This is a genomic window from Kribbella sp. NPDC004138, assembly GCF_053603655.1.
The window spans coordinates 1-24,433 of sequence record NZ_JBSGFZ010000013.1 but is presented as its reverse complement, the minus strand read 5'-3'; the positions used below and the strand labels follow the sequence as shown (position 1 = coordinate 24,433).

The 24,433-nt window shown below is 69.3% G+C and carries 30 protein-coding genes; 19 read left to right on the top strand and 11 right to left on the bottom strand.

The window, feature by feature from the left end; all coding sequences use genetic code 11:
* The first annotated feature begins 12 nt into the window (after positions 1–12).
* The 5 genes from ACWEOO_RS19430 to rplI all read left to right on the top strand — a co-directional run bounded on the left by ACWEOO_RS19430 (position 13) and on the right by rplI (position 3,081).
* A complete protein-coding gene (locus tag ACWEOO_RS19430) occupies positions 13–1,146 on the top strand; it encodes an MFS transporter (RefSeq protein WP_452144163.1) in 1,134 nt (377 codons plus the stop codon).
* Positions 1,147–1,343: 197 nt separating this feature from the next.
* Positions 1,344–1,634 carry a 30S ribosomal protein S6 gene (rpsF, locus tag ACWEOO_RS19425; protein WP_130386399.1) on the top strand — a complete coding sequence of 97 codons (291 nt, stop codon included), beginning with the start codon at positions 1,344–1,346 and terminating at the stop codon, positions 1,632–1,634.
* Positions 1,635–1,726: 92 nt separating this feature from the next.
* A complete protein-coding gene (locus tag ACWEOO_RS19420) occupies positions 1,727–2,314 on the top strand; it encodes a single-stranded DNA-binding protein (protein WP_452144162.1) in 588 nt (195 codons plus the stop codon).
* Positions 2,315–2,386: 72 nt separating this feature from the next.
* Positions 2,387–2,620, top strand: a complete 234-nt coding sequence (rpsR, locus tag ACWEOO_RS19415; RefSeq protein ID WP_012924539.1) for a 30S ribosomal protein S18 — start codon at positions 2,387–2,389, stop codon at positions 2,618–2,620.
* A 14-nt stretch (positions 2,621–2,634) separates the two neighbouring features.
* Positions 2,635–3,081 (top strand): 50S ribosomal protein L9, encoded by a 447-nt coding sequence (gene rplI, locus ACWEOO_RS19410; protein WP_359936096.1) that lies wholly within the window; start codon positions 2,635–2,637, stop codon positions 3,079–3,081.
* A 102-nt stretch (positions 3,082–3,183) separates the two neighbouring features.
* On the opposite strand, the gene ACWEOO_RS19405 is transcribed toward rplI, so the two are convergent.
* Together ACWEOO_RS19405 and ACWEOO_RS19400 are read right to left on the bottom strand one after the other, a co-directional pair.
* On the bottom strand, positions 3,184–3,381 hold the full coding sequence (locus ACWEOO_RS19405; protein WP_359936094.1) for a hypothetical protein: 198 nt from the start codon (positions 3,379–3,381) through the stop codon (positions 3,184–3,186).
* Entirely contained in the window at positions 3,378–4,793 is a 1,416-nt protein-coding gene (locus ACWEOO_RS19400; RefSeq protein WP_452144161.1) for a hypothetical protein, read from the bottom strand. Before ACWEOO_RS19400 ends, ACWEOO_RS19405 begins: the two co-directional genes overlap by 4 nt.
* 248 nt (positions 4,794–5,041) lie before the next feature.
* Between ACWEOO_RS19400 and ACWEOO_RS19395 the strand changes: the two genes are divergently transcribed.
* From ACWEOO_RS19395 to ACWEOO_RS19350, 10 genes are read left to right on the top strand one after another with little or no spacing between them, the layout of a single operon-like run.
* The gene (locus tag ACWEOO_RS19395) at positions 5,042–5,662 is read left to right on the top strand and encodes a DUF6668 family protein (RefSeq protein WP_359936090.1); all 621 of its coding nucleotides are present in this window, start codon (positions 5,042–5,044) and stop codon (positions 5,660–5,662) included.
* A gap of 15 nt (positions 5,663–5,677) precedes the next feature.
* Complete coding sequence (locus ACWEOO_RS19390; RefSeq protein ID WP_363706464.1) at positions 5,678–5,959, top strand: TrbC/VirB2 family protein; 282 nt, start codon at positions 5,678–5,680, stop codon at positions 5,957–5,959.
* Positions 5,960–6,826, top strand: coding sequence for a PT domain-containing protein (locus ACWEOO_RS19385; RefSeq protein WP_452144160.1), 867 nt, complete (start codon positions 5,960–5,962; stop codon positions 6,824–6,826).
* Complete coding sequence (locus tag ACWEOO_RS19380; RefSeq protein WP_363706460.1) at positions 6,823–7,680, top strand: hypothetical protein; 858 nt, start codon at positions 6,823–6,825, stop codon at positions 7,678–7,680. Before ACWEOO_RS19385 ends, ACWEOO_RS19380 begins: the two co-directional genes overlap by 4 nt.
* Position 7,681: 1 nt before the next feature.
* A complete protein-coding gene (locus ACWEOO_RS19375) occupies positions 7,682–9,295 on the top strand; it encodes a type IV secretion system protein (RefSeq protein WP_452144159.1) in 1,614 nt (537 codons plus the stop codon).
* Positions 9,282–10,790, top strand: coding sequence for an SCO6880 family protein (locus tag ACWEOO_RS19370; protein WP_363706457.1), 1,509 nt, complete (start codon positions 9,282–9,284; stop codon positions 10,788–10,790). The genes ACWEOO_RS19375 and ACWEOO_RS19370 overlap by 14 nt, the downstream gene beginning before the upstream one ends.
* Positions 10,791–10,824: 34 nt before the next feature.
* Positions 10,825–12,420, top strand: coding sequence for an ATP/GTP-binding protein (locus ACWEOO_RS19365; protein WP_452144158.1), 1,596 nt, complete (start codon positions 10,825–10,827; stop codon positions 12,418–12,420).
* 6 nt (positions 12,421–12,426) lie between these two features.
* Positions 12,427–14,262: a type IV secretory system conjugative DNA transfer family protein gene (locus ACWEOO_RS19360; RefSeq protein WP_359936076.1), complete on the top strand. Its 1,836-nt coding sequence runs from the start codon at positions 12,427–12,429 to the stop codon at positions 14,260–14,262.
* Positions 14,252–14,629 (top strand): DUF4913 domain-containing protein, encoded by a 378-nt coding sequence (locus ACWEOO_RS19355; protein WP_360164705.1) that lies wholly within the window; start codon positions 14,252–14,254, stop codon positions 14,627–14,629. The genes ACWEOO_RS19360 and ACWEOO_RS19355 overlap by 11 nt, the downstream gene beginning before the upstream one ends.
* 14 nt (positions 14,630–14,643) lie before the next feature.
* Positions 14,644–14,997: a YrdB family protein gene (locus tag ACWEOO_RS19350; protein WP_452144157.1), complete on the top strand. Its 354-nt coding sequence runs from the start codon at positions 14,644–14,646 to the stop codon at positions 14,995–14,997.
* Here ACWEOO_RS19350 and ACWEOO_RS19345 read toward each other — a convergent pair.
* Positions 14,994–15,737, bottom strand: a complete 744-nt coding sequence (locus ACWEOO_RS19345) for a hypothetical protein (protein WP_452144156.1) — start codon at positions 15,735–15,737, stop codon at positions 14,994–14,996. The genes ACWEOO_RS19350 and ACWEOO_RS19345 overlap by 4 nt on opposite strands.
* A gap of 41 nt (positions 15,738–15,778) precedes the next feature.
* A complete protein-coding gene (locus ACWEOO_RS19340) occupies positions 15,779–17,101 on the bottom strand; it encodes an MATE family efflux transporter (RefSeq protein WP_452144155.1) in 1,323 nt (440 codons plus the stop codon).
* A 417-nt stretch (positions 17,102–17,518) separates the two neighbouring features.
* Between ACWEOO_RS19340 and dnaB the strand changes: the two genes are divergently transcribed.
* Positions 17,519–19,312, top strand: coding sequence for a replicative DNA helicase (dnaB, locus tag ACWEOO_RS19335; RefSeq protein ID WP_452144316.1), 1,794 nt, complete (start codon positions 17,519–17,521; stop codon positions 19,310–19,312).
* A 5-nt stretch (positions 19,313–19,317) separates the two neighbouring features.
* Here dnaB and ACWEOO_RS19330 read toward each other — a convergent pair whose 3' ends face one another.
* Both ACWEOO_RS19330 and ACWEOO_RS19325 read right to left on the bottom strand, forming a co-directional pair.
* Positions 19,318–19,680, bottom strand: a complete 363-nt coding sequence (locus tag ACWEOO_RS19330) for a DoxX family protein (RefSeq protein ID WP_359936067.1) — start codon at positions 19,678–19,680, stop codon at positions 19,318–19,320.
* Complete coding sequence (locus tag ACWEOO_RS19325; RefSeq protein WP_452144154.1) at positions 19,677–20,258, bottom strand: NADPH-dependent FMN reductase; 582 nt, start codon at positions 20,256–20,258, stop codon at positions 19,677–19,679. The genes ACWEOO_RS19330 and ACWEOO_RS19325 overlap by 4 nt, the downstream gene beginning before the upstream one ends.
* Positions 20,259–20,358: 100 nt before the next feature.
* On the opposite strand from ACWEOO_RS19325, the gene ACWEOO_RS19320 reads away from it, so the two are divergent.
* Positions 20,359–20,832: a MarR family winged helix-turn-helix transcriptional regulator gene (locus ACWEOO_RS19320; RefSeq protein ID WP_452144153.1), complete on the top strand. Its 474-nt coding sequence runs from the start codon at positions 20,359–20,361 to the stop codon at positions 20,830–20,832.
* Here ACWEOO_RS19320 and ACWEOO_RS19315 read toward each other — a convergent pair.
* Positions 20,829–21,461: a MerR family transcriptional regulator gene (locus ACWEOO_RS19315; protein ID WP_452144152.1), complete on the bottom strand. Its 633-nt coding sequence runs from the start codon at positions 21,459–21,461 to the stop codon at positions 20,829–20,831. The genes ACWEOO_RS19320 and ACWEOO_RS19315 overlap by 4 nt on opposite strands.
* 82 nt (positions 21,462–21,543) lie before the next feature.
* Here ACWEOO_RS19315 and ACWEOO_RS19310 point away from each other — a divergent pair, with 82 nt between their 5' ends.
* Positions 21,544–22,041 carry a DoxX family protein gene (locus ACWEOO_RS19310; protein ID WP_452144151.1) on the top strand — a complete coding sequence of 166 codons (498 nt, stop codon included), beginning with the start codon at positions 21,544–21,546 and terminating at the stop codon, positions 22,039–22,041.
* Entirely contained in the window at positions 22,038–22,439 is a 402-nt protein-coding gene (locus tag ACWEOO_RS19305; RefSeq protein WP_452144150.1) for a hypothetical protein, read from the top strand. Before ACWEOO_RS19310 ends, ACWEOO_RS19305 begins: the two co-directional genes overlap by 4 nt.
* A 59-nt stretch (positions 22,440–22,498) precedes the next feature.
* Here ACWEOO_RS19305 and ACWEOO_RS19300 read toward each other — a convergent pair whose 3' ends face one another.
* The 4 genes from ACWEOO_RS19300 to ACWEOO_RS19285 form a co-directional block, all read right to left on the bottom strand.
* Positions 22,499–23,026, bottom strand: a complete 528-nt coding sequence (locus ACWEOO_RS19300) for a GrpB family protein (RefSeq protein WP_452144149.1) — start codon at positions 23,024–23,026, stop codon at positions 22,499–22,501.
* Entirely contained in the window at positions 23,023–23,418 is a 396-nt protein-coding gene (locus ACWEOO_RS19295) for a RidA family protein (protein WP_452144148.1), read from the bottom strand. The genes ACWEOO_RS19300 and ACWEOO_RS19295 overlap by 4 nt, the downstream gene beginning before the upstream one ends.
* A gap of 21 nt (positions 23,419–23,439) precedes the next feature.
* On the bottom strand, positions 23,440–23,874 hold the full coding sequence (locus tag ACWEOO_RS19290; protein WP_452144147.1) for a phosphatase domain-containing protein: 435 nt from the start codon (positions 23,872–23,874) through the stop codon (positions 23,440–23,442).
* A 4-nt stretch (positions 23,875–23,878) separates the two neighbouring features.
* The coding region (locus ACWEOO_RS19285; protein ID WP_452144146.1) for an ABC transporter ATP-binding protein at positions 23,879–24,433 on the bottom strand (555 nt) is incomplete at its 5' end.

Sequence of the window (24,433 nt, the reverse complement as noted above, 5' to 3'; positions counted from 1 at the left end):
ACCGTGGTGGCCATGCTGCTTCCTGTCGTTCTCGCCGCCGCGCTGATGAACGCGGCGATGGTCGCCGCGAGCGCGGTGAGCACCATCCTGACCGCCGACGAGCTTGGCTCCAGCCTGGCCGGCGTCCCGAACACGGCCGGCGTCCTGGGCACCGCGGCCGGAGCGATCGCCGTCGGCCGGTGGACCACTCGCCTCGGCCGCGCACACGCCCTCTGTCTCGGGTACGGCGTGGGCGTCGCCGGCGCGGCGTTGACCGTCGTGGCCGCGGTAGGCGCGCCGGTCGGGCTGCTGGTCGCCGGCATGTTCCTGCTCGGCGCCGGGAACGCGGCGAGCCTCCTGTCCAGGTACGCCGCCGGCGAGGCCGTACCCGAAGCGCGCCGGGCGTCGGCGATGAGTGCCGTCGTGTGGGCGAGTACGGCGGGCGCCGCGGGCGGGCCGTTCCTGATGGCGCCGTCCCAGTCCTTCGCCTCGTGGCTGGGGCTGCCTGCGGTCGCGGGCCCGTTCCTGCTCGCGGTCGCGGCCGTGTTCGGCGCGCTGGTCGCGTCGACGTACATCCGCACCGTCCACATCGCCGAGCAGCTGGCACACCCGCAGCACGAGGAGCCGGCGGGGCCCCGGCGTACGTCGGTCCTCCTGGCCGCCGGCGTGATGGTTGCCGGGCACCTGGTAATGGTCGCGCTCATGTCGGCGGTCCCTGTGCACACGCACAGCCACGGCGAGGGACTTGGGCTCCTCGGTGTGATGCTGTCCGCGCACACGCTCGGCATGTTCGCCCTGTCGCCGCTGACCGGCTGGTGGATCGACCGGACCGGTCCGCGACCGGTCATGCTGACCGGTCTGCTCCTGCTGGTCGTTGCCGCCGTCCTGACCACACAGTCCGGACCGGCCTTCACCCCGGCGCTCTTCCTGCTCGGCTACGCGTGGAATCTCTGCTATCTGGGCGGGAGCGCCCGGCTGCTCGGCACGCCGTTCGAGAGCAAGGTCGAGTCGTCCATCTGGGCGATCTCGGCGCTTGCCGCCGCCACGTCGCCGTGGCTCTACACGCTCGGCGGCTACCTGTTGTTGGCGGTGATCTCGTGCGTTCTCGCCGTACCGTTGGTGCTGCTCGTGCTGCGGCGTACCACTCTGCGGGTCACTCAGCGGTGACGGAGAGTCATCGCAACAGGCCTGTGGATATGGTCAAGTGGCCGTCCGGACGCTGGTACTCTTTTGGATGTGGCCCGGTCCATCGACCGGGCTCGTTGCTTGGCGACGGCGGCAAGTGCCGTCGCGGAGCAGACCGCATCGCCCTCCTGCCACGGAGAGACCGTGGCCGCCAAGTCCGAAGGAGGTGGAGTTCGCGCATGCGTCGTTACGAAGTCATGGTGATCCTCGACCCGGAGCTCGATGAGCGCACCGTGGAGCCGTCCATCGACCAGTACCTGAACATCGTCCGCAAGGAAGGTGGCACGGTCGAGAAGCTCGACATCTGGGGTCGTCGCAAGCTTGCCTATGACGTGAAGAAGAAGTCCGAAGGCATTTATGCCGTCGTCGACCTGACCGCCGAGCCGGCGGTTGTGAAGGAGCTCGACCGTCAGCTCACGCTGAACGAGTCGATCCTGCGCACGAAGGTCATCCGGCCGGACCAGCACTGAGCCTGGGGTCGTCAGCAGTCATCGGAACTGTCGGCTCCGGCCGATACCACTAGCTGCAGACGCAGTCACACCCGATAGCAGGAGGAACGGCAATGGCAGGCGAACCACCCATCACCCTGATCGGCAACCTGACGGGTGATCCGGAACTGCGGTTCACACCCTCGGGCGCCGCGGTGGCGAATTTCACCGTCGCGTGCACCCCGCGGACGCTGGACCGCCAATCCAACGAGTGGAAGGACGGGGAAACCCTCTTCATCTCGTGCGCGGTGTGGCGCCAGGTGGCCGAGAACGTTGCCGAGTCCCTGACCCGGGGTTCCCGAGTGGTCGTGACCGGGCGCCTGAAGGCGCGCAGCTACGACGACCGCGACGGGAACAAGCGGACCGTCTTCGAGTGTGACGTCGAGGAGATCGGCGCCAGCATGCGGTATGCGACGCTGAAGATCTCCAAGACCTCCCGCTCTGACGGCGGCGGTTTCGGTGGCGGCGGCAACCAGGGCGGCAGCTACCAAGGTGGCGGCAACCAAGGCGGCGGCTACGGCGGCGGCCAGGGTGGCGGCAACCAGGGTGGTCAGCAGAACGACCCCTGGGCGACCCCGCAGGGCGGTGGCGGCCAGTCCGCCCCGCAGAACGACCCCTGGGCCAGCCAGGGCGGCGGCTCGATGGAGGAGCCCCCGTTCTGATCGGCCCGCAATCCAGTCAGTGACCATTCCGGCACCCGTGCCGGGCTCTGGAAATAGGAAGAGAGCACCACAATGGCCAAGATCATTCGGAAGCCGAAGAAGAAGGTCTGCGGCTTCTGCAAGGACAAGGCGACGTACGTCGATTACAAGGACACCGCGCTGCTGCGCAAGTTCATCTCGGACCGCGGCAAGATCCGCGCCCGCCGGGTGACCGGGAACTGCGTGCAGCACCAGCGCGACGTGGCCACCGCTATCAAGAACGCTCGTGAGGTGGCCCTGCTGCCGTACACGAGCACGGCTCGCTGAGGGAGGCGCGGACCATGAAGCTCATCCTGTCTCAGGAGGTCGAGGGCCTCGGAGCCCCCGGCGACATCGTCGAGGTCAAGGACGGCTACGGCCGTAACTACCTGGTCCCGCGCGGCCTGGCCATCGGCTGGACCCGCGGCGCCGAGAAGCAGATCCAGACGATCAAGCGGGCGCGCGACGCCCGGGCGATCCAGGGCAAGGAGCACGCGAGCGAGGTCAAGAACCAGCTCGAGCAGCTTGCCGTGACGCTGGAGGTCAAGGCCGGCGACACCGGCCGCCTGTTCGGCTCGGTCACCCCGGCCGACATCGCCGGCGCCATCAAGGCCGCCGGCGGCCCGCTGGTCGAGAAGCGCGCGATCGCGATCGCGTCGCCGATCAAGACCACCGGCAAGCACCAGGTCGCCGTCCAGCTGCACCCGGAGGTGGCCGCCACGGTCCGCCTCGAGGTCGCGGCCGGCTGACACCGGCACCCACGCACAAGGCCCGCGTTCCCCGTTCGGGGGACGCGGGCCTCGTCGTTTCCGGGAGGGAGTGCCTCAGGAGCTTTCTCGGGAGCGAGTGCCTCAGGGCTTCTCGGGTGCCGGCCACTCCACCGGCTGCGGCTCGACCGTCTGTCCACCGCTGCTCGGCGCCTCGACCGTGGGCCAGTCGACCGGCTCCGGCTCGACGCCGTCCGCGAGCGCCCGGGACGGCGCCAACAGCATGCCGATGGCAACCAGTGCGGTCGCGATCCGCGCCGTGCGACGCGTAGGCCGGCTCATGTCGCCGGGTCCAATGCGTAGAGGACGGAGTTGTACACGACGACGGCGCGCTTGCCGGCCACGCCCCACGGCCGCGTGGTGCCCTCGTTCTGCGGGTAGGTGTTCCAGTTCGGCGACACGGCGGTCAGCTTGCTGCTGATCGTGCCGTAGAGCATCGATCCGCTGACCGACAGCGGCTGGAAGCCGGGCAGAATCCGGGTGTTGTTCTTGGTCAGCGTCAGGTTGACGAGGCACGCACCCCAGGCGGCGAACTTCCGGTTCGGGTCGGGCACCCAGTCCCAGCCGTTGTTGTCGCCGTTGCGGATCGACCCGCAGCTCGCGACCACCTTGCCGCTCGCCGACGAGTGCACCGACGGGATGACCTCTTCCGGGTTCTTGGCGTTGGTCCACAGGGCCTGGACGTAGTCGGGGCTGGCCGAGACCACCTGGATGATGGAGCCCGCGCCGCCCGGCGGCTGCAGCTTCACCTCCACCGTCTCCTTGTCCGGCTGGGCCCAGAAGAGCGGGCCGTAGTACTGCGCCATCAGCGTGCGGTCGCCCTCGGCGAGCAGGATGGTGGAGCTCCGCGGCTTCTCCGGAACCGTCTTGAGGACGCCGCCCGAGATCACCATCGCGCCCGACTCGTTCGACAGCATGATGAGTGGCGACTTGCCGAAGAACTGCACCTTGGCGCTGTCCGGCAGCTCGATCGTCTTCGCCTCGGCGCCGCCGCCCGCCCAGTAGTACAGGGTGGTCGGCGTGGTGAGCGCCAGCACGAGCTTGCCGTCGATCGTGGTGTAGGTCGGGCTCTCGGCGTCCTTCGGCACCTTGTCCTGCCAGAGCACCTTGCCGTTGCTGTCGAACACGGCGACCTTCTGGTCGGTGGTCAAGATCGCGACCTCGGTGCCGTCGGGCTTGATCGCCGGCGTGCTGTCCGCGGCGATGTCGACCGTCCAGCCCGCGTGCGTCGAGTAGCCGAGCGGCTGGGTCCTCGGGGGGAACTCGTCGGCGTGCACGGACGGTGCCGGCAGCTCGGGCAGCTTGGGCGACTCGGTCACCTGCGGCTTGCCCTCGCCCAGCTTGCTGAAGACGGTGATGTACAACGTCGTACCGGCGATCAGCACCACCGCCACGGCCATCGCCACCACGATCGGCCAGACCGGCTTCTTGCCCTTGCGGGGGTCGGTCTCGATCGCCTCCACCTGGCCGTCCGGGTGGATGATCAGCGGCCAGGAGGCGCCGTCGGCCTCGACCGCGGTCGCCTTCACGGCGCGGCCGAGCTGAGCGGCCTGCTCGCTGACGAGCTGGAGCGCCGCCTGCCGGGGATCGTGGTGGTTGATCGGATGGCTCCGGCCGGCGATCTTCACCTCGGCGTTGTGGTCGTCGTACAGCCGGATCGTGACCTTTGGCCAGGACGGGATCTTCTCAGCCACGATGACCTCTCATTCCCGCCACAGATCTCCCTCGCTCCACCGGTTACGTCGTCCTCGTTCTAGCATGTCCTCCGCACGAGGCATGCCAGGGATTCCGGGCAGGCAGAAACCACGCGAGCCCGGCGGCTCGACTGACCCCGACAAGGGGGTAGAAACATCCTCGCCTGTGGATGGGTCACGAAAGTACACCCGGAAAGCGAGAGAATACTGTGGGCGACAGCCTGTGACGCACCGCGAGAGGAGGGGCCATGACGCAGAACCCGTGGACACGAGAGCAGTCTCCGGGTCCGCAGCAGCCGTCGCCGGGCCCGACTCCTCAGCCGGACATCACCCCGCGGGGGCCGTCCGCGCCCCAGCACGGGGTGCCGGCGCCCGCGGAGGATCAGCGCCTGCCCAAGTTCGCGATTCCGGCGGCCGACACGCTGTGGTGGGTCGGTGTCCACGGCGGCGCCGGCGAGACCACGATGTCGGTCCTGCTCCCCGGCACCAGGGCGGCCAATCATCGCTGGCCGATCCCGCCGCCGCCGGTGCCGACTCCGGTGATCCTGGTTGCCCGGACCCATGGGTCCGGCCTGCGCGCCGCGCAGCGAGCCGCGATCGAGTGGGCCTCGGGCGTCGTCCAGGGTGTCGCGGTGCTCGGCCTGGTGCTGATCGCGGACGCCCCCGGCCGATTGCCCCGGGTGCTCGACGACTTCGCCGACATCGTCGGCGGAGGTGTTCCGAGGGTCTGGGACATCCCGTGGATCGAGGAGTGGCGCAGAGGGGAGGCTCCCACGCCTGACAACACGCCGGACGAGGTTTTCGAAGTACTTGAATCCATCTACGCACTTCGCGCGTCAAACCCAGCGGACTATCCCGCCCCGTACTGAAAGGCTCTCGAGAACATGATGTTGCTTCATCTGGTCAACGACCTCCCGAACACCCTGCCGTTGGAGCCACCGCCTACAGAGGTGACCGACGGGCTGCGGAAAGTTCTCGGCTGGGTCAAGTGGATCGCGTACCTGATCTGTGCCCTCGGCATCATCATCGCCGGCGGCATGATGGCCGTCGGTCAGCGTCGCGGCGAGGGTGGCGAGCACGCCGCCCGGCTCGGCTGGGTCCTGGCGGCCTGCATCGTCATCGGCGCGGCGACCGCCCTCGTCGACGCCCTCGGCGGCACCACGTAAGTGGGACTGTTCAGTAGGAACCCGGACTCCGGTGACGGTTCGGACGGCGAGAAGACCAGCTTCCTCGAGGAGCGTGGCTTCATCGCGTCCGCGATCGTCATCGGAGCGGTGCTGATCTGCCTCGTGGTGTGGTTCGTGGCGGGAGGCCGGTCGGAGACTCCGTCGGCCGACCCGACCGAGTCACCGAGCACGGTCGCTCCTACCGGACAGCCCACCGAGGCACAGCCCACCGAGCCGCCGCCCGCGTCACCGACCGAAGTACCGAGCACCACCCGGAACACTCCGCCACCGCCCACCAGCACCACCGGCGGCTGCCACGCCAAGAACCCGAGCCAGGTGATCCCCCGGGTCGCCGCGCCGCTCTCGGTCTCGTGGCAGTTCGAGGGGAAGATGCTGATCCCCATCCAGGCGGCGAGCGGGCCGGCGACCACCAGCCCGAGCGGTGTGCGCTCCTGCTTCGCGCATTCGCCGACGGGTGCGGTGCTCGCGGCGATGGTCCTGCTCGGCCAGATCCAGAACCCGGAGGTCAGCATCGCCACACTGCACAACCGGGTGTACCCGGGGCCGGGCCGGGACGCGGCCATCGCGCAGGCCAAGCTGACGGCCAAGACGCCGTCGACGGTCGCCGGTGACGTCCAGTTCGCCGGCTTCAAGGTGCTCGACTACCCGGAGAACGCGACCCGCGCCCTCATCCAGATCGTTGCCGATCTCAACGGCAAGGCGTACGGCGCGATGCCGATCACGATGCGCTGGTACCGCAGCGACTGGTACGTCGAGCTGCAGACCGACGGCAGCTTCAACGGCTCGGTCGAGCCGGACATCCTGACCAGTCTCAGCGGCTACGTCAGGTTCAGTGGTGCGGCATGATCATCCTCGGATGCTCGGGCTGGCCCTGGGACTGGGACGACTGCTTCAAGGATGGCCTGAAGACCGCGCTCGAATGGGCCTTCGGCAAGTTCTTCGACTTCATCTGGGAGGCGATCGCCAGGGTCGTCATCCACGCCGTCGAAGCGGTCATGAAGGCCGTCGGCCTGCTCTGGGTCTACATCCCGACCCCGAACATCGCCGAGAACACCCCGGCCGTATGGATCCAGCAGCACACCAACTTCATCATGGTGTTCATCGCCTCGCTCGCGGTCGTCGTCGGCGCGATCCAGATGGCGGTCTCGCATCGCGGTGAGCCGGCCAGAGACATCCTCAAGTCGCTGGTCACCCTGGTCGTAGTGACCGGGTCGGCGACGGTGTTCGCCGGCACGCTGATCTCGGCCGCGGACGGGTTCTCGTCGTGGATCATCAACGCGGCGCTGAAGAAGGACGACCACAACTACGCGAAGAACCTGCTCGACATGATGGACGAGCCGTTCGGCTGGTTGCTGGTCATCTTCGTCGGCATCCTGATGGTCATCACGGCGATCATCCAGTTGGCGCTGATGATCGTCCGGTACGGGATGCTCGTGCTGCTGGTCGGCGTGCTTCCGCTGACCGCGGCGGCGACCAACACCGAGATGGGCATGATGTGGTTCAAGCGCGCCCTGGCCTGGCTGGCCTCGTTCATCATCTATAAACCGGTGGCCGCGATCATCTATGCCACCGCATTCAGTCTGATGGGTTCCGAAGGCGCATCGCACATCCTCAAGATCATCATGGGCGTGACGCTGATGATCGTGGCAGTCGTCGCACTGCCGGCCATTCTTCGATTCGTCTCACCGAGGACATCCTGACGTGATTCCGCTCGATGTGATCGACTGGGCGATCGACCTCATGAAGAAAGCCCTCGAGGTCGTCTTCGCCCCTGTCATGGAACTGGTGATGAAGTTCGTGTTCGAGCCAATTCTCAAAGCCATCGGCGCAGCGGTCGGAACCCTGATGAGCACGATCGCCACCTTCTGGGTCTACGTGCCGACCATTGCTGTCGGCAACGATCAGGGCAGGCCGGCCAACGACACGGTGGACTGGATCTGGCAGCACACGCAGTTCATCGCGCTCTTCATCGCCGCGATCGGGCTGATCGTCGGCGCCATCCAGATGGCCTGGACGCAGCGCGGCGAGTCGGCCCGCGAGCTGCTCCGCTCGCTGATCACCCTCGCCGTGGCCGCGGCGTTCTCGATCGCCGTCGCCCAGGCGCTGATCACCGTCGGCGACATCTTCTCCAGCTGCATCATCAGCAGCGCGCTCGACTCGAAGACCGCCGGTTGGGTCGACGGCTGCCAGAACATCGGCTCCGGCGACTCGCAGGCCTTCGGCGAGAAGATGGGCGCGGTCCTGGGATTCGCCGCGATCGTCGGCATCGCCGGCTCACCGGTGCTGATCGGGATCATGATCGCGGTCGGCATCCTGTGCGTGATCGCCAGCCTGATCCAGATCGTGCTGATGGTCGTCCGCAGCGCCATGCTGGTCCTGCTGCTCGGCGTGCTGCCGATCGCGGCCGCCGCGACGAACACCGAGATGGGCCGGAGCTGGTTCAAACGCATCATCTCCTGGCTGCTCGCCTTCATCCTCTACAAGCCGGTAGCGGCCATCGTCTACGCGACGGCGATCCGGCTGGTCTCGGACAACGGCGCCCCACTGCACTACGACGCCAGCAACCCGGACGAGATCGGCAGCATGGTGATGAACGTGGTCACCGGCCTCACGATGCTGGTGCTCGCGCTGTTCGCGATGCCGGCGCTGATGCGGTTCATCGTGCCGATGGTCGGGGCGACCGCGGGGTCGGCCGGTGCCGGAATGATCGCGGCCAAGATGGTCGGTGCCGACAAGGTCGGCGACATGGTGAGCAAGGGCGCCGACCAAGGCGCCGACGGCGGTGGTGGCGGTGGCGGTGACGGCCCGAGCGGTGCACAGAACGTCGGACGGGCGTCGCAGCAGGCCCCGAGCGGCGGCGGTGGCGGCGGAGGCGGCGGTGCCCAAGGCGCAGCGGCCGGCGGCGAGGGCGGTGCTGCAGGTGCCGCCGGTGGAGCCGGCGGCGGAGCGGCCGGTGGTGCGGCAGCCGGTGGTGGTGGCGCGGCAGCCGGCGGTGGAGCCGCGGCTGCTGGTGGTGGAGCGGCGGCTGCTGCCGGACCGGCTGCGGTCGCGGTGGTCGCGGTCAAGGCCGGTGTCGACGCGACCAAGGCGGTCGCCCAGACGGCCGCGTCCGAGACGATGGGCAACGACGAGATGGACCAGGGCTCCCAAGGCTCCCAGGGTGGGGGCGGCGGCGGTGGGGGTGGCGGCGGCCCCACCGGCAGCGGCCGGGGCGGCGACCTGAGCCGCGAGCGCGACCGCGCACCGCGCGACTATCGCGACGACGACCGCGACAACTACCAACCACCACCGGACGGACCAAGTGGCAGCAGCTGAGAACGTACGACGCGCTCCTCGCACCTACGGCAACTGGCGCAGGCCCGCCTCGGCGGGCATCGCCGGCCTGGGCATGCTCGGCACCGCCATCATGATGGGTGGCCTGCTGCTCGTCGTGATCGCGACGATGGCGGGCGGCATCAAGGCCGCCCTCATCAGCTTGCTGATCGTGGGCGCGGCACTCGGCCTGCTGGTCACGAAGGACAAGCACGGGTACTCCACGCTGCAACGGCTCTCGACGCACATTGGATGGCAACGAGCAAAGATGGCTAAGCACAACATTTACCGCTCCGGACCGCTCGGCCGGACCGCCTGGGGCAAGTTCCAGCTCCCCGGGCTGGCCGCCGCTTCCCAGTTGAGCGAGTACCAGGACTCGTACGGACGGCCGTTCGCGCTGCTCTACTACCCGAGCACCCGGCACTTCACCGTCGTGATCAACGCCGAGCCCGACGGCGCCTCCCTCGTCGACGAGGAGCAGGTCGACGTCTGGGTGGCGCACTGGGGTCAGTGGCTGGCCTCCCTCGGCCACGAGCCGGGCATCGTCGCCGCGTCAGTGACGGTGGAGAGCGCGCCCGACACCGGTATCCGGCTGCGCCGCGAGGTCGGCGGCAACATGGTGGACGGGAGCCCGGCGATCGCCCGGGCGATGCTGACCGAGGTCGTCCAGACCTACCCGGAGGGCTCGGCGCTGGTCTCGGCCCGGGTCGCGCTGACCTTCAAGGGCACCGACCGGAGCGGCAAGCGCCGCAAGGAAGACGACATGGGCCGCGAGCTCGCGGCCCGGCTGCCCGCGCTCACCCAGAGCCTGAACGCGACCGGTGCGGGCGCCGCCCGGCCGGTCAGCGCGCAGGAGCTGTGCGAGGCGATCCGGATCGCCTACGACCCGGCGTCGGCCGCGCTGATCGACGAAGCACGCGCCCAGGGCATGCCGCCGGAGTTGCAGTGGACCGATGTCGGCCCGGCCGCCACCCAGTCGTTCTGGGACAAGTACCGGCACGACTCCGCCTGGTCGGTGACCTGGCAGATGTCGCAGGCTCCGCGCGGCGAGGTGTTCTCGTCGGTGCTGTCCCAGCTGGTCGCGCCGCACCCCGACATCGACCGCAAGCGCGTGACGATGCTCTACCGCCCGCTCGACGCCGGTACGGCGGCCCGGATGGTGGAAGCCGACAAGCGCAACGCGTCGTTCCGCGCCACGGCCTCGGCCCGGCCGTCCGCGCGCAACCTGGCCGAGGCACGGGCCGCCGACCGGTCCGCGCAGGAAGAGGCGCGGGGCGCCGGCCTGGTCAACTTCGGCATGGCCGTCACCGGCACCGTGATGACCGCCGAGCAGATCCCGGACATGATCGCCGCGATCGACAACCTCGGCGCCACCGCGCGCGTTCTGCTCCGGCCGGTGTACGGCTCACAGGACTCCGCGTTCGTCGCCGCGCTGCCGCTCGGCATCGTCGTCCAGAACCACCTCGCGGTACCGGCGGGGCTGCGGGAATCCCTATGATGAGACTTCGCACAGTGACACCTGGGGGGTCACAGTGAGCAAGAAGCAGAAGAAGCCGGTCGACCCGAGCCGCCGCGGGCGGCGGCCGATGCCCCGTGGCTGGCCCGGTATGGGCGCCGGCTACTCGACGTACCTGCAGGCCCCGCAGGAATGGCGCGGTACGACGGTCCAGGTCTGCGGGATGTGGCCGTTCTCGGCCGGCACCGGCAGCCCGATGGTCGGCGTACCGATCGGCCGGAACATCCTGTCCGGCGCGACGATGTGCTGCGACCCGATCAGCTGGTTCATGCGGGCCAAGCTGATCTCGAACCCGTCGATGTTCGTCCTCGGCAAGCCGGGTCTGGGCAAGTCGACGATCACCCGGCGGATGGCGCTCGGCATGGCCGGGTACGGCGTGATGCCGCTGGTGCTCGGCGACCTGAAGCCCGACTACAAGGACCTGATCGAGGCCCTCGGCGGCCAGGTCATCCAGCTCGGCCGCGGCCGCGGGCACCTGAACGTGCTCGACCCGGGCGAGTCCCGGGAGGCCGCGCTCCGGCTGACCGGCAAGGCCCGGGAGGCGATCCAGGCCGACGCGCACGGTCGCCGGCAGACGATGGTCTCGGCGCTGATCGCGATCATGCGGAACCAGAACCCGAACGACCGCGAGGAGACCATCCTCGACGAGGCGCTCAAGGTCCTCGACGAGCGGTTCCAGGGCACGCCGGTGCTCAAGGACCTGCTGCAGGTCATCCAGGACGCCCCGGACCGGGTCCGCAACGTCGCCCTGGACCGCGGCAGCCTGGACCGGTACCGGCAGATCACCGAGGGCCTGGAGGCGTCGCTGATCGGTCTGGTCGGCGGTGGCCGGCTGGGCGAGATCTTCTCCGCGCCGACCGACAACCCGATGCAGATGGACCGTCCGGTGGTGTTCGACGTGTCCAACGTCGACGACTCCGAGACCAGCCTGCAGGCCGCCGTACTGCTGGCCTGCTGGTCGTACGGGTTCGGCGCGGTCGCGGTCTCGCAGGCGCTGGCCGACGCCGGCCTGGAGCCACGGCGGCACTACTTCGTCATCCTCGACGAGCTGTGGCGGGTGCTGCGGGCCGGGAGCGGCCTGGTCGACCGGGTCGACGCGCTGACCCGTCTGAACCGGCAGCGCGGTGTCGGGATGGCGATGATCTCGCACACCATGTCCGACCTGCTCGCGCTGCCGAACCCCGAGGACCGGATGAAGGCGAAGGGTTTCGTCGAGCGCTCCGGCATGGTCATCTGCGGCGGTCTGCCGCGTGCCGAGATGGACAACCTGACCGAGGTCGTGTCGATGTCCATGGAGGAGCAGAACATGCTCGTCGGCTGGCAGGACCCGCCCGCGTGGGACCCGTCCACCGGCAAGGAGGCCGCACCTCCCGGCCGAGGGAACTTCCTGATCAAGGTCGGTGGCCGGCCGGGGATCCCGGTGCACGTCGGCCTCACCTCCGTCGAGCGCGAGATCAACGACACCAACAAGCTGTGGACGACCAGCAACGACGGCAAGCCGCAGAAGGTGGAGGTCGCCCCGGACGGCACCCAGGAGGTCGTCGGCGAGTACAGCCTGGACGACCCGATGCTGCTGCCGCCGCCCGACCCGACCACCCGCGTGGGGAGCTGACGAGTCATGGCGCAGGGCAGGAAGAGCACCGGCCCGGGTGGCATCTCACCCGAGGCCGTCTTCATCTTCGTGATCATCGGCGTGGTCGCGCTGGTGGTCTTCTCGATGTGGATCGCGCTCAAGGTCGCGTCCGCGATCAACGGCTCGCGGACGCCGGGGAACCCGTTCGACGCGATCGTCGACCTGTCGAAGGGCAACCTGGAGTGGTCCGGCGCGGCCACCGGCATCCTGGTCGTCGAGGTCGTGGTGCTGCTCGGCCTGGCCGCCGGCGGCTGGATGGTCTTCCGCAACCGGGAGCGTTCGATCGGCCGGGTGGACCGGCAGGCGCAGCTGATGTCGAAGCGCTCGGAGATCTACAAGCTCACCCGCGAAGGCGCCCAGGAGAAGGCGAACCAGCTCGGCGCCGGGCACGCGGGCCCCGGGATCCTGATCGGCCGGACGGTCCGGGACAACCTGGAGGTGTTCGGCAACTGGGAAGACATGCACGTCGACATCTGGGGTCCCCGAACCGGTAAGACCACGTCGCGCGCGGTGCCGGCGATCCTGGATGCGCCCGGCTGCGTCGTCGCCACTTCCAACAAGCGCGACATCGTCGACGCGACCCGCGGGCCGCGCTCGGAGAAGGGCCCGCTGTGGGTGTTCGACCCGCAGGAGGTCTGCGAGGAGCCGCCGAACTGGTGGTGGAACCCGCTGACCTACATCACCGACGAGACCAAGGCCCGTGAGCTCGCCGAGCACTTCGTCGCCTCGCAGCGCCAGCAGGGTGCGCAGACCGACGCGTTCTTCGACGCCGCCGGCACCGACCTGCTGGCCGGTCTGCTGCTCGCGGCCGCGGTCGCCAAGCGGCCGATCACCCAGGTGTACACCTGGCTGGCCGACCAGCGGAACGACGAGCCCGAGCGGATCCTGCGCAACACCCCGGGTCTGCAGCTGTCGGCGGACGCTCTGTCCGGTGTCATCAACGCGCCGGACAAGCAGCGCGCGGGTGTCTACGGCACGGCCCAGCAGAGCGCCCAGTTCCTGGTGAACCGCAAGGTCACCCGCTGGGTCATCCCGAACGGCCCGAACGACAACCGCCCGCAGTTCAACCCGCACGAGTTCGTCCGCAACGGCGGCACGCTGTACAGCCTGTCCAAGGAAGGCGCTGGTACGGCGGGCCCGCTGGTCACCGCGCTGACCGTCGCCGTCGTGGAGGCCGCCGAGCAGTATGCCCGCGGCTGCCCGATGGGCCGGATGCCCAGCCCGCTGGTCGGCGTCCTCGACGAGGCCGCGAACGTGTGCCGGTGGAAGAACCTCCCCGACCTGTACTCGCACTTCGGCTCCCGCGGCATCGTGCTGATGACGATCCTGCAGTCCTGGGCGCAGGGCCAGGAGTGCTGGGGCGATCACGGCATGCAGAAGCTGTGGGGCTCGGCCAACATCCGGGTGTACGGCGGCGGCGCCGCGGACGCGACCTTCCTCGAGAACCTGAGCAAGATGATCGGCGACTACGACATCAGTTCGAGCTCGGTGTCGTACAACGAGGGCAAGCGCGGCACCAGCCAGCAGGTCCAGCGGCACAACATCATGGAGGTCTCCGACCTCGCCTCGATGCCGCCCGGCCGCGCGGTCGTGTTCCCGTCCGGGATCCCGGCCACACTGGTGAAGACCGTCCCGTGGTTCACCCGGCCGGACGCCGGTGCGGTGAAGGCGTCGTTGGCGAAGTACGATCCGGGAGCGGCAGCGAACGTCCCGGTGAGCAACAACCCCTGGGTGGCGTCTCAGCAGGCACCTCTGCCGCAGCGCGGTCCTGAGCGGCCGGTCTGGGAGCAGAACGAAGGGGACAACCGCGGTGGATGGTGAACAGGAGCTCTTCTACCCGCACGTCGCGGCGTTCGTCGAGGACCGGCTGATCTACCTCTACACCCGCCGGCTCGGGCAGCAGTTCATCTGGTGCCCCGAGTGGTACCGGCACGCGGAGGCGCTCAGCCGGCTCGACTCGATCTGGCGGGCCTGGGAGCACCTCCGTCTGGACCCGGCGACCGGGATGTCGGTCTGGTGGCGTGACCACGCGGACCCGCACATGATGGCGCTGCTGGACCCGGACGGCCCGTTCGCCGCCTGCCGGAACAACACGCACACCGACTACCCGATCCCGCCGCTCCCGGTCCAGGAGCCGCCGGCCGGCCTGTTCTTCGACCAGCGGCAGCCCAACATCCGCGGGATCTAGCCCATGTGCCTGTGGTGAAATTTTGGGCGTGGGGCAACCTGCTACTGGCGTTCCTCGCCGAGCTGGTTGCCCTCGGAATCTTCGCCTGGTGGGGCTGGGAGACCGGCGGTACGACGCTCGTCCGCTGGCTGCTCGCGCTCGGGTTGCCGCTCGTGACGGCGATCGTGTGGGGCCGCTTCGCGGCGCCGACCGCGACCCGGACGACGCCGGCAGCCCGCTGGACCGTGAAGGTCCTCGTGTTCGGCCTCGCGGGTGCCGCGCTGTGGAGCCTGGGGCACCCGCTGCTCGCCGTCGGGTTCGTCGTGGTGGTCGCGGTGAACCTGCTGATCATCCACACCCAGAAGCTGGAACCCTCGAAACCGGCCTAGATCTCGAGATCGGGCTCGCTCGCGCGGTTCGGCTTCACGACCTTGCCCTGCTGGTTGCGGACCTTGCCGCGGCCGCGCACGTGGCGGCGGGCCTGGGGGAGCTGCGCCTCGGGCGCGTCCTCCGGCGGCTTGCGGACGGCCTCGCTCGCGCTGGGCTGCGCCTCGCGGCGACGCTCGCGCGCGGAGGCGTCGTACGCGTCGGCGATGCCGTCGTCGCGGACGGCCTTGCGTTCCTCGATGGTCGCCGCATTCTGGTACCGGCGTCCTTGCGCGCTGAGCTCCGCGGATCCGATCTCGCCGCGCTGGACGGCGGCCTCGTCCAGCAGGTGCCGGCCGTGTGCCCGGTCGCTGATGCCACGCTGTACGTCGTTCGCGGCGTACTGCCGGTACCGGTCGCGGGCGTCCTCGTCGGCGTATGCGAGCTGGAAGGCCCGGGCGGCCTCCTCGTCGAGCAGCTCGTCGCGGTCGCGCCGCTCTCCCAGCGTCCGCTCGTCGGCGGTCGCACGCTCCTCGAGCCGCTCGGCGCGCGCTTCCGCGTCCTCCTGGTCGCGACGTTCCCGGAGGTCCTCCTCGTCCTCGCGCGCGGCTTCCTCCTCGGCGAGGTCGTGGGTCGGACGGCTGCCGGCCTCGGCGCGGGCCTGGGCCGCACGCCGCTCACGCGCGGCCTCGGTGTCGTCGTCGCCCTGCGCCCGCTGATCGGGCTCGAGCTCGACGGACTGGTCGTCGTCGGTGTCTGGCATGCCGGTCCTTTCCTCCGGCTCCACGATGCCGCACCGCAGGGTCAGCGGGTAGCTCCGGTAACCAGCCAGGCGTCGCTCCGCTCGCGCAGGGTCAGCGTGAGGAAACGCAGCAGCATGTACCCGCCGAACGCCCACCACAGCGCGACGATCCCGCCGTCCAGCCAGAGCACCGCGAGCGCGAGCGGGACGTACAGCGCGAGCGCGACGATCCCGGCCAGCGCGAGGTACCGCCCGTCGCCGGCGCCGATGAGGACGCCGTCCAGCACGAACACGACGCCGTTGATCGGCTGCCACACCGCGGAGACGATCAGGATCGCGGCGAGCGTACGGCGTACGTCGGGGTCGCTGGTGAACCACGGGACGTAGATGTCGCGCAGCCCCCACAGCGCGAGGCCGCCGACCAGCCCGGAGAACAGGCCCCACCACATCATCCGGCGCGTGATCGCGCGGGTCCCCGCCACGTCACCGGCGCCGAGCGCGCGGCCGGTGAGTGCCTGCGCGGCGATCGCGATCGCGTCCAGGGCGAGCGCGAGGAACGACCACAGCGTGAACGCGACCTGGTGGGCCGCGACGGACGTCGTCCCGAGGGCCGTGGCGACGAACGTGAGCAGGATGATGGCCGCGCGCAGCGTCAGTGTGCGGACGATGAGCGGTACACCCATCTGCGCGGAGGCCAGGATGCCGGGACGGTCCGGGCGGAGCTTGGCGCCGTCGCGGCGGGCGCCGCGGACCACGACCACGACGAGTGCGACGCCGGCACCTGTCTGTGCGAGCGCCGTACCGAGCGCGGAGCCGGCGATGTCCAGCCGCAGGCCGTAGACGAGCAGGACGTTCAGCCCGATGTTGGCGAGGTTGGCGGTGATCGCGACGATCATCGGCGTCTTGGTGTCCTGCAACCCGCGCAGGACGCCGGTGGCGGCGAGCAGGAGCAGCATCGAGGGGATGCCGAAGCAGGAGATCCGCAGGTACGTGACGGCGTGGCCGGCCACTTCCGGCGACGGGTCGAAAGCGCCGATCGCCTGCGGCGCCAGCGCCAGCCCGAGGAGGGCGAGGACGACGCCGAGAAGCAGAGCCAGCCAGAGCCCGTCGATGCCTTGGGCAAGGGCGCCCTTGTGGTCGCCGGCGCCGATCCGCCGGGCGACGGCGGACGTGGTGCCGTAGGCAAGGAAGACACAGATCCCGACGAGCGTCTGCAGGATCGTGCCCGCGACCCCCAGTGCGGCCAGCTGCGGCGTGCCGAGGTGGCCGACGATGGCGGAGTCCGCGAGCAGCATCAGCGGCTCCGAGACGAGCGCGAAGAACGCCGGGACGGCCAGCCGGAGGATCTCCCGGTCCTGTTCCCCCACCCATCGTCGACGTCTCACCGGAGCGAGGGTACCCAGGCCTGCCGGGGGTTGTGGAAATTCGTCTCAGACTTTTTCTCCTCCACAGTTGTGCACTGGTGAAACCGCAGGTCAGGCGCTGCTTGTGAGTTCCTGTCCGCAGATATCCACAGGGTTGTGCCCAACCTGTGCACAGCCCGTAGCCGGGTTATCCACGATTGGTCCACAGGGGGTGTGGACGACCGAGTGGCCATCGGCGACATGACCGGCGTACGGTCGCGAGGCCGCTGTCGTGAGCAGCTCCGGAAACTGTCGGTGGGCCGTGGCTAAGGTTCGAGCAGGTGTTCGAACCCGGCCCGGTGGTGGCTGGGGCAGCGGCGGACGAGGAGGTCGGACGAAGTGAGCGTGGCGGAGTTCCGCGGGGGCCAGGACGGCGGCCACGAAGAGCGCCGGCCGGAGATGGGCTTCGACCGCACCCCTCCCCAGGATCTCGCCGCCGAGCAGTGCGTGCTCGGCGCGATGATGCTGAGCAAGGATGCGATCGCCGACGTGATCGAGAACCTGCGCGGCACGGACTTCTACCGGCCGGCGCACGAGGTCGTCTTCGACGCGGTCACCGATCTGTATGCGCGGGGCGAGCCGGCCGACGCGATCACGGTCGCCGCCGAGCTCACCAAGCGCGGCGAGATGACCCGGATCGGCGGCGCGCCGTATGTGCACACCCTGGTCGCGTCCGTCCCGCTCGCGGCCAACGCGAGCTACTACGCGCACATCGTCCGGGAGAAGGCGATCCTGCGCCGCCTCGTCGAGGCCGGCACCAAGATCGTCCAGCTCGGGTATGCGGGTGAGGGCGAGGTCGACGACGTCGTCGACGAGGCGCAGGCGGAGATCTACTCGGTCACCGAGAAGCGGACCGCCGAGGACTACGCGCCGCTGAAGGACATCATGGAGGGCGCGCTCGACGAGATCGAGGCGATCGACTCCCGCGGTGACGCGATGGTCGGCGTGCCGACCGGGTTCACCGACCTGGACGAGCTGACCAACGGCCTGCACCCCGGCCAGATGATCATCGTCGCCGCACGTCCCGCCATGGGGAAGGCGCTCGCGCTCGACACCCCGCTGCCGACCCCGACCGGCTGGACCACGATGGCCGAGGTCGCGGTCGGCGATCAGTTGCTCGACGCCAACGGCCTGCCGACCACGGTCGTGGCGGCGACCGAGGTGATGGTGGACCGCCCCTGTTTCCGGCTGTCGTTCTCCGACGGCAGCACGATCGTCGCCGACGCCGAGCACCAGTGGCGCGTCGAGGACGGCGGCCGCCCGGTGGTCTGCACGACCGCCGACCTGCACACGGCGATGTCGGCGAGTCCCGGGCTGACACCGCCGATCCCCGGGTCGGCGCCGCGGCAGATCACCGGCCACGGCTTCCCGGCCGCGCCGCACGGCGAGGGGGAGCGGCGGCTCGAGTGGGTCGACCCGGTCGACAGCGTGCCGGTGCGGTGCGTCGAGGTCGACAACGCCGACCATCTGTACCTGGCCGGCAAGACGATGATCCCGACCCACAACTCCACCCTCGGCCTGGACTTCGCCCGGTCCTGCTCGATCAAGCACGGCCTGACCTCGTGCATCTTCTCGCTGGAGATGAGCCGCAACGAGATCACCATGCGACTGCTGTCGGCGGAGGCGAAGGTCCCGCTGCACCACATGCGCAACGGCAAGATGACCGACGAGGACTGGGCCCGGCTGGCCCGCAAGATGGGCGAGGTCTCCGAGGCCCCGCTGTTCATCGACGACTCGCCGAACCTGACGATGATGGAGATCCGCGCCAAGGCCCGCCGCCTCAAGCAGCGCCACGACCTCAAACTGATCGTCATCGATTACCTCCAGCTGATGACGTCGGGCAAGAAGGTCGAGTCCCGCCAGCTCGAGGTCTCCGAGTTCTCCCGCTCGATCAAACTCCTCGCCAAGGAGCTCGAGCTCCCGGTCGTCGCCATCTGCCAGCTCAACCGAGGCTCCGAACAACGCTCCGACAAACGCCCCATGGCCTCCGACCTCCGCGAATCGGGCTCGCTCGAACAAGATGCCGACGTTGTCATCCTTCTCCACCGCGAAGACGCCTACGAGCGCGAGTCGACCCGGCCCGGTGAGGCGGACTTCATCGTCGCCAAGCACCGGAACGGGCCGACCGCGGACGTGGTGGTGGCGTTCCAGGGGCACTACTCACGTTTCGTGGACATGGCCCACGACGGCTGAGTGGTTCAGAAGCGTTCGATCGCGACGAACAGCGCGAGGGCGAGGAGTACGGCGTTCACGGCGACGCTGGACCATTCGGTGCGGCGGGCGTGGGTGATGATGGCGCCGGCCATGACGACGACCAGGCCGATGGCCGCCGCGGGCACGAGCCAGGTGGCGGTGTCGAACGCGCGCGGGAGGATGAGACCGGCGGCGCCGGCGATCTCCGCGACGCCGATGACCTTGATCAGTTCGATCGGGAACGGGGCCGCCCAGCCCATCCGGGGATTGCCGGCCAGCGACTCCTTGGTGGCCGGCACCTTCATCACGCCGGACAGCAGGAACATCGCGGCCAGCAGCCCGGAGACGATCCAGACGGTGAGGTTCATGCGGCGACCGGCTCGGCGGCGCGGAGCTGCTTGAGGGCGCCGGCCCACGACTCGACCTGGTCGAACAGGGCGGTGGCCTGGTCGGCGTACTGCGGCCCCGGGCGGAAGACCGAGAAGTTCTCGAAGTCGGTGAACAGCGAGAACGACAGCTGCTGCCGGACGTCGGCGAGCTGAAGCTCCGCGCTGATGGCGCGCAGGTGCTCGATCGCCCGCGCCCCGCCGAGCGAGCCGTACGACACGAAGCCGGCGGCCTTGTTGTTCCACTCGGCGTACAGATAGTCGATCGCGTTCTTCAGCACGCCGGACGTGGAGTGGTTGTACTCCGGCGTGACGAACACGAACCCGTCGTACGCCGCGATCTTCTCGGCCCAGGCCTTCGTGTGCGCGCCGGCGTACTGCCCGGCCGACGGTGGCATCGCCTCGTCGAGGTGCGGCAGCGGGTAGTCGAGCAGATCGATCAGCTCGTACGACGCGCCGCTGCGGCGCTCGGCCTGGGTCATCACCCAGTCGGCCACCGCCTTGCCGTTGCGTCCGGGCCGGGTGCTGCCGAGAATGACCGCGATCTTCAGGTCGCTCATGATTCCTTCACAGGGTTGACTTGAATGTTCATGTCATCTCCCACGATAGGCCGGTTGACATGAACGTTCAAGTCATTGCTCCGGTGGCTATGCTGCACCCATGGGGAGCGAAGCGACCGAGCCTCGCTGGCTGACGGCCGACGAGCTCGAGACCTGGAAGACGCTGCAGCTGATGATGGCGCTGCTCACGGGTGCGCTCGGTGAGCAACTGCAGCGCGACTCGAACCTGAGCTTCCTGGAGTACTACGTCCTGGCCGGACTGTCTGACCAGCCCGACCACACGATGCGCCTGAGTCAGCTCGCGATCCTCGCCAACTCCGAGCTCTCCCGGCTGTCGCACCTCATGCGCCGGCTGGAGAACCGCGGCCTGGTGCGGCGCGAGCCCGACCCGGAGGACGGCCGCTTCACCAACGCGATCCTCACGCCCGAGGGCTACGCGGAGCTCGTGAAGGCCGCGCCAGGACACGTCGAACTGGTTCGCCAGCTGGTCTTCGACCCGCTGACCGAGACCGATCGCCGTGCGCTCCAGAAGGCGCTGACCAAGCTGCTCCCGGGACTGCTCGGCGACTGTTAGCGGTTCTTCCAGAGGTCCGCCGAGATGGACTCCTGCGCGAGTAGGCGGAGGGATGCGATCAAGGTCTCGCCGAGGATGGTGCCGATCACGACCGACTCGGCGAGCTGGTCGCGGGTCGGGTTCTTGGTGACGCCCTCGATCTCGATCCGGGCGAAGCGTTCGACCGCGTCCGCGTAGTCGTCGAGGTGCGCGACCAGGCCCTCCTGGCCGAGCGTGCGGAGGGCTGCGACCGTGTCGACGAGGGTGGCCAGTGCGGGGGCGTCCGCCTCGACGGACCATCCGCGGGCGGCGATCAGATCGCTGACCTGGGTCGTCGCGGCGGCCCGGGCCTCGTCGGTGGCGGACAGGCGGCGGGCGGGGGTCAGGGCGCGGTGCGCGCGCCCGATCTGCTCGTGCAACGGCTCGGTGTCCGCGTCGAGTGACTCGAGGATCTCCTTCACAGTGGCGACCGGGACCTGTGCGAGCTCGATGAGCGCGCGGATCAGCCGAAGCCGGCGCACGTGCGCGTCGCCGTACGACGCCTGGTTCGGGCTGCTGAGTTCGCCCGCGGGCAGCAGGCCTTCGCGCAGGTAGTACTTGATCGTCGGCACCGGGACGCCGGTGGCCTTGCTCAGTTCCCCGATTCGCATCGCTTGCCTTCCTGTTGTCTGCGATGGATAGTATCAGTATCCATAAGCGGATACTTCCACTATCCATAAGGAGGCGAGTCGATTGATCCCGCTCGTACTGATCCTGGGCACCCTCGGGTTCCGGGCCCTGGGCGCGTTCGGCGTCCGGCGGTTCAGCACCTGGCCGGTCGCCGCCGCGCACGCGATGGCGGTGATGCTGGTGCTGACCGCGAGCGCGCACTTCGTCCCGGCGAGCGTGACGGTGATGCCCAACCACGCCGACATGGTGCGGATGGTCCCGCCGTTCCTGCCGTACGCCGGTGCGCTCGTCTACCTCACCGGCGTCCTCGAGCTGCTCGGCGCCGTAGGCCTGCTGATCGCATCCACCCGCAAGGCCGCCGGCTACGCGCTGGCCGCGCTGTTCGTCGGCCTGCTGCCCGCCAACATTCACGCTGCCGTCGCCGACGTGCCGTTCGCCGGCGGGGAGGCGACGCCACTGTGGCAGCGCATCCCCGAACAGATCCTGTATCTCGCCGTCGCCCTGTGGGTGGCGCGCAGCTCCCGCGCGACCGCGCCTGTCCGAGAAGAGGTCTACGCATGACCGACGCATCCCGCGTCATCGCCGGTGTCGTCCTGCTCACGATCGTGACGATCCAGTTCGGCGGCTACTTCATGACCAAGATCGTCCGCGGCCAGGTGCCGATGACGGGATTCCAGAAGTCGTTCGCCCGGGCCGGTCACGCACACGCCGGCGTGCTCGTCATCCTCAGCCTGGTCGGCCTGCTGTACGTCGACCAGACCGGGCTGAGCGGCTTCTGGCTGTGGGTCGCGCGGCTGGCGATCCCGATCGCGGCGATCCTGATGTCCGGCGGCTTCTTCGCCTCGTCGGCCGGCAAGGACCGCACCGAACCGAACCAGTTCCTCTGGGTCCTGTGGCTCGGCGCGGCGTCACTCGCCGTCGGGGTCCTCACCCTCGGCGTCGGCCTCATCGTTGCCTAGCGCAAATGCCCGGACGAGGCGTACGACGACTACAGCCGGCTCGCCAAGCTCAGGCGCCGCTACGACCCGAGCCCGGCGTCTGCACCCGAACCACCCGCTCTAGCAATCAGCTCCTCGACCAGTGCGCCCTTGCCGGAGACGTACGCGGTGCGGTCGGTCGTGAGCAGATGCGCGAGCTCGCGCTTGCGTGCGGCGTACCGCTCCCGATCCGCCGCGTTCGCCCGCAGGTGGTCGCGGAGCAGCACGTGGTCCTGGTGCGCCCCGTTGCCTTCGACAACGACGTACAAGTGGTGGTAGTGCACAGCGTCCGGCGGCAGCGCGAAGGCCTCTCGGCCGGAGATGCCCAGATCGCCCTCGTGCCGGTAGCCGGCGGCCTCCAGCCGGGCGATCGCCGTCGGTACCAGCTCGGCGGACGGGACGACGACGTCGACGTCGATGATCGGCTTCGCGGCCAGCCCGGGTACGGCGGTGCTGCCGACGTGCTCGACCACGAGGCCGTCGACATACGGCACGAGCCGCGCGCGGATCTCGTCGAACCAGAGCGGCCAGCGGGGATCGTAGTCGACGACCTCGGCGGGAACGATCACAGCGCCGCGGTCACGTCGATCTCGACGAGCTGTCCTGGGAAGCCGAGCTGGGCGACGCCCAGCAGGGTGCTTGCCGTCGCGAAGGCCGGCGCCAGCGGTGACGCATTGAGTTGGGTCCAGACCGCGCTCAGCTGTTCGCGCTCCGGGCTGGCCACGTAGATCACCGTGCGGACGACGTCCTCGGGCGTGGCGCCCGCGGACTTCAGGGCGGTGAGGATGTTCGTGATCACCTGCGCGGTCTGCCCCTCGAGCCCGCCCGCGGCCAGCTCGCCGGACGGCTGCAAGGGACACTGCCCGGCCAGGTAGACCAGAGTTTCCGCCTGGACGCGCGTCACGTGGTGGTATCCCGGCGTGGCGTGGAGTCCGTCCGGGTTGCTCCGCTCGATCGTCACGCCTCGACCCAACGCGATGGGTCAGCTCCGGGTCAACAGATTTAGCACGTACCGGCGTTGCCACGGCGTCTCCACCGCGTGCTTGTCGAAGCGCTGCCGGACGTAGTCGACGGCCTGGTCAGCGGGTACGCCGTCGAGGACCGCAAGACACGCGAGCGCCGTTCCGGTCCGTCCGCGCCCGCCGCCGCAGGCGAACTCGACCCGGCCGGTCCCGGACCGCTCCAGCGCCTCGCGGAAGACCGTCAGCGCCTGGGCGCGGTCAACGGGCAGCCGGAAGTCCGGCCACTTGATCCACCGCGTCTCCCACGGCACGTCCGGCGGTTCCTTGCCGAGCAGGTACACGCCGTACGTCGGAAATGGCTCTGCCGCCGGGCCGTGCCGCAGACCGCGTCCGCGGACGAGCCGACCCGACGGCAGCTCCATCACACCTGGTGTGTCCTTCTCCCAATGACCCACAGGGTCAAGCTACAAGGCGGTCCTCCGTGGAGGTCGAGAACAGGTGCAGCTTCTCGGGGTCCGGCGCCAGGTGGACGACGGTGCCCTTGTCGTTGTGCAGGCGGGTGCCGATCCGGGCGATGATCTGGTCGCTGGTGTGCTCGGCGGTCCCGTACAGGTACGCGTCCGAGCCGAGCTCCTCGATCACCGAGACCTTCACCGGCAGGCCGTCGTCGGCGAGGTGGAACGCCTCCGGCCGGATGCCGAGCGTGAGTGTCTTGTCGTCGCCGGCCTTGGCCAGTACGTCCCGGGCGATCGGTACGACGTAGTCGCCGATCTTGGCGCCGCCGTCGGTGATCTCGGCGGTGATCAGGTTCATCGCCGGCGAGCCGATGAAGCCGGCCACGAACTTGTTCCGCGGCCGGTCGTAGAGGTTCAGCGGGGTGTCGACCTGCTGCAGCACGCCGTCCTTGAGGACCGCGACACGGTCGCCCATGGTCATGGCCTCGATCTGGTCGTGCGTGACGTAGACGGTGGTGACACCGAGCCGGTGCTGCAGCTCGGCGATCTGCGTGCGGGT

Bases quoted from the DNA above. Each gene is read 5' to 3' on its own strand.
- ACWEOO_RS19430 (WP_452144163.1), top strand. From the start codon at position 13: ATGCTGCTTCCTGTCGTTCTCGCCGCCGCGCTGATGAACGCGGCGATG.
- rpsF (WP_130386399.1), top strand. From the start codon at position 1,344: ATGCGTCGTTACGAAGTCATGGTGATCCTCGACCCGGAGCTCGATGAG.
- ACWEOO_RS19420 (WP_452144162.1), top strand. From the start codon at position 1,727: ATGGCAGGCGAACCACCCATCACCCTGATCGGCAACCTGACGGGTGAT.
- rpsR (WP_012924539.1), top strand. From the start codon at position 2,387: ATGGCCAAGATCATTCGGAAGCCGAAGAAGAAGGTCTGCGGCTTCTGC.
- rplI (WP_359936096.1), top strand. From the start codon at position 2,635: ATGAAGCTCATCCTGTCTCAGGAGGTCGAGGGCCTCGGAGCCCCCGGC.
- ACWEOO_RS19405 (WP_359936094.1), bottom strand. From the start codon at position 3,381: ATGAGCCGGCCTACGCGTCGCACGGCGCGGATCGCGACCGCACTGGTT.
- ACWEOO_RS19395 (WP_359936090.1), top strand. From the start codon at position 5,042: ATGACGCAGAACCCGTGGACACGAGAGCAGTCTCCGGGTCCGCAGCAG.
- ACWEOO_RS19390 (WP_363706464.1), top strand. From the start codon at position 5,678: ATGATGTTGCTTCATCTGGTCAACGACCTCCCGAACACCCTGCCGTTG.
- ACWEOO_RS19380 (WP_363706460.1), top strand. From the start codon at position 6,823: ATGATCATCCTCGGATGCTCGGGCTGGCCCTGGGACTGGGACGACTGC.
- ACWEOO_RS19360 (WP_359936076.1), top strand. From the start codon at position 12,427: ATGGCGCAGGGCAGGAAGAGCACCGGCCCGGGTGGCATCTCACCCGAG.
- ACWEOO_RS19345 (WP_452144156.1), bottom strand. From the start codon at position 15,737: ATGCCAGACACCGACGACGACCAGTCCGTCGAGCTCGAGCCCGATCAG.
- dnaB (WP_452144316.1), top strand. From the start codon at position 17,519: ATGGGCTTCGACCGCACCCCTCCCCAGGATCTCGCCGCCGAGCAGTGC.
- ACWEOO_RS19330 (WP_359936067.1), bottom strand. From the start codon at position 19,680: ATGAACCTCACCGTCTGGATCGTCTCCGGGCTGCTGGCCGCGATGTTC.
- ACWEOO_RS19325 (WP_452144154.1), bottom strand. From the start codon at position 20,258: ATGAGCGACCTGAAGATCGCGGTCATTCTCGGCAGCACCCGGCCCGGA.
- ACWEOO_RS19320 (WP_452144153.1), top strand. From the start codon at position 20,359: ATGGGGAGCGAAGCGACCGAGCCTCGCTGGCTGACGGCCGACGAGCTC.
- ACWEOO_RS19315 (WP_452144152.1), bottom strand. From the start codon at position 21,461: ATGCGAATCGGGGAACTGAGCAAGGCCACCGGCGTCCCGGTGCCGACG.
- ACWEOO_RS19305 (WP_452144150.1), top strand. From the start codon at position 22,038: ATGACCGACGCATCCCGCGTCATCGCCGGTGTCGTCCTGCTCACGATC.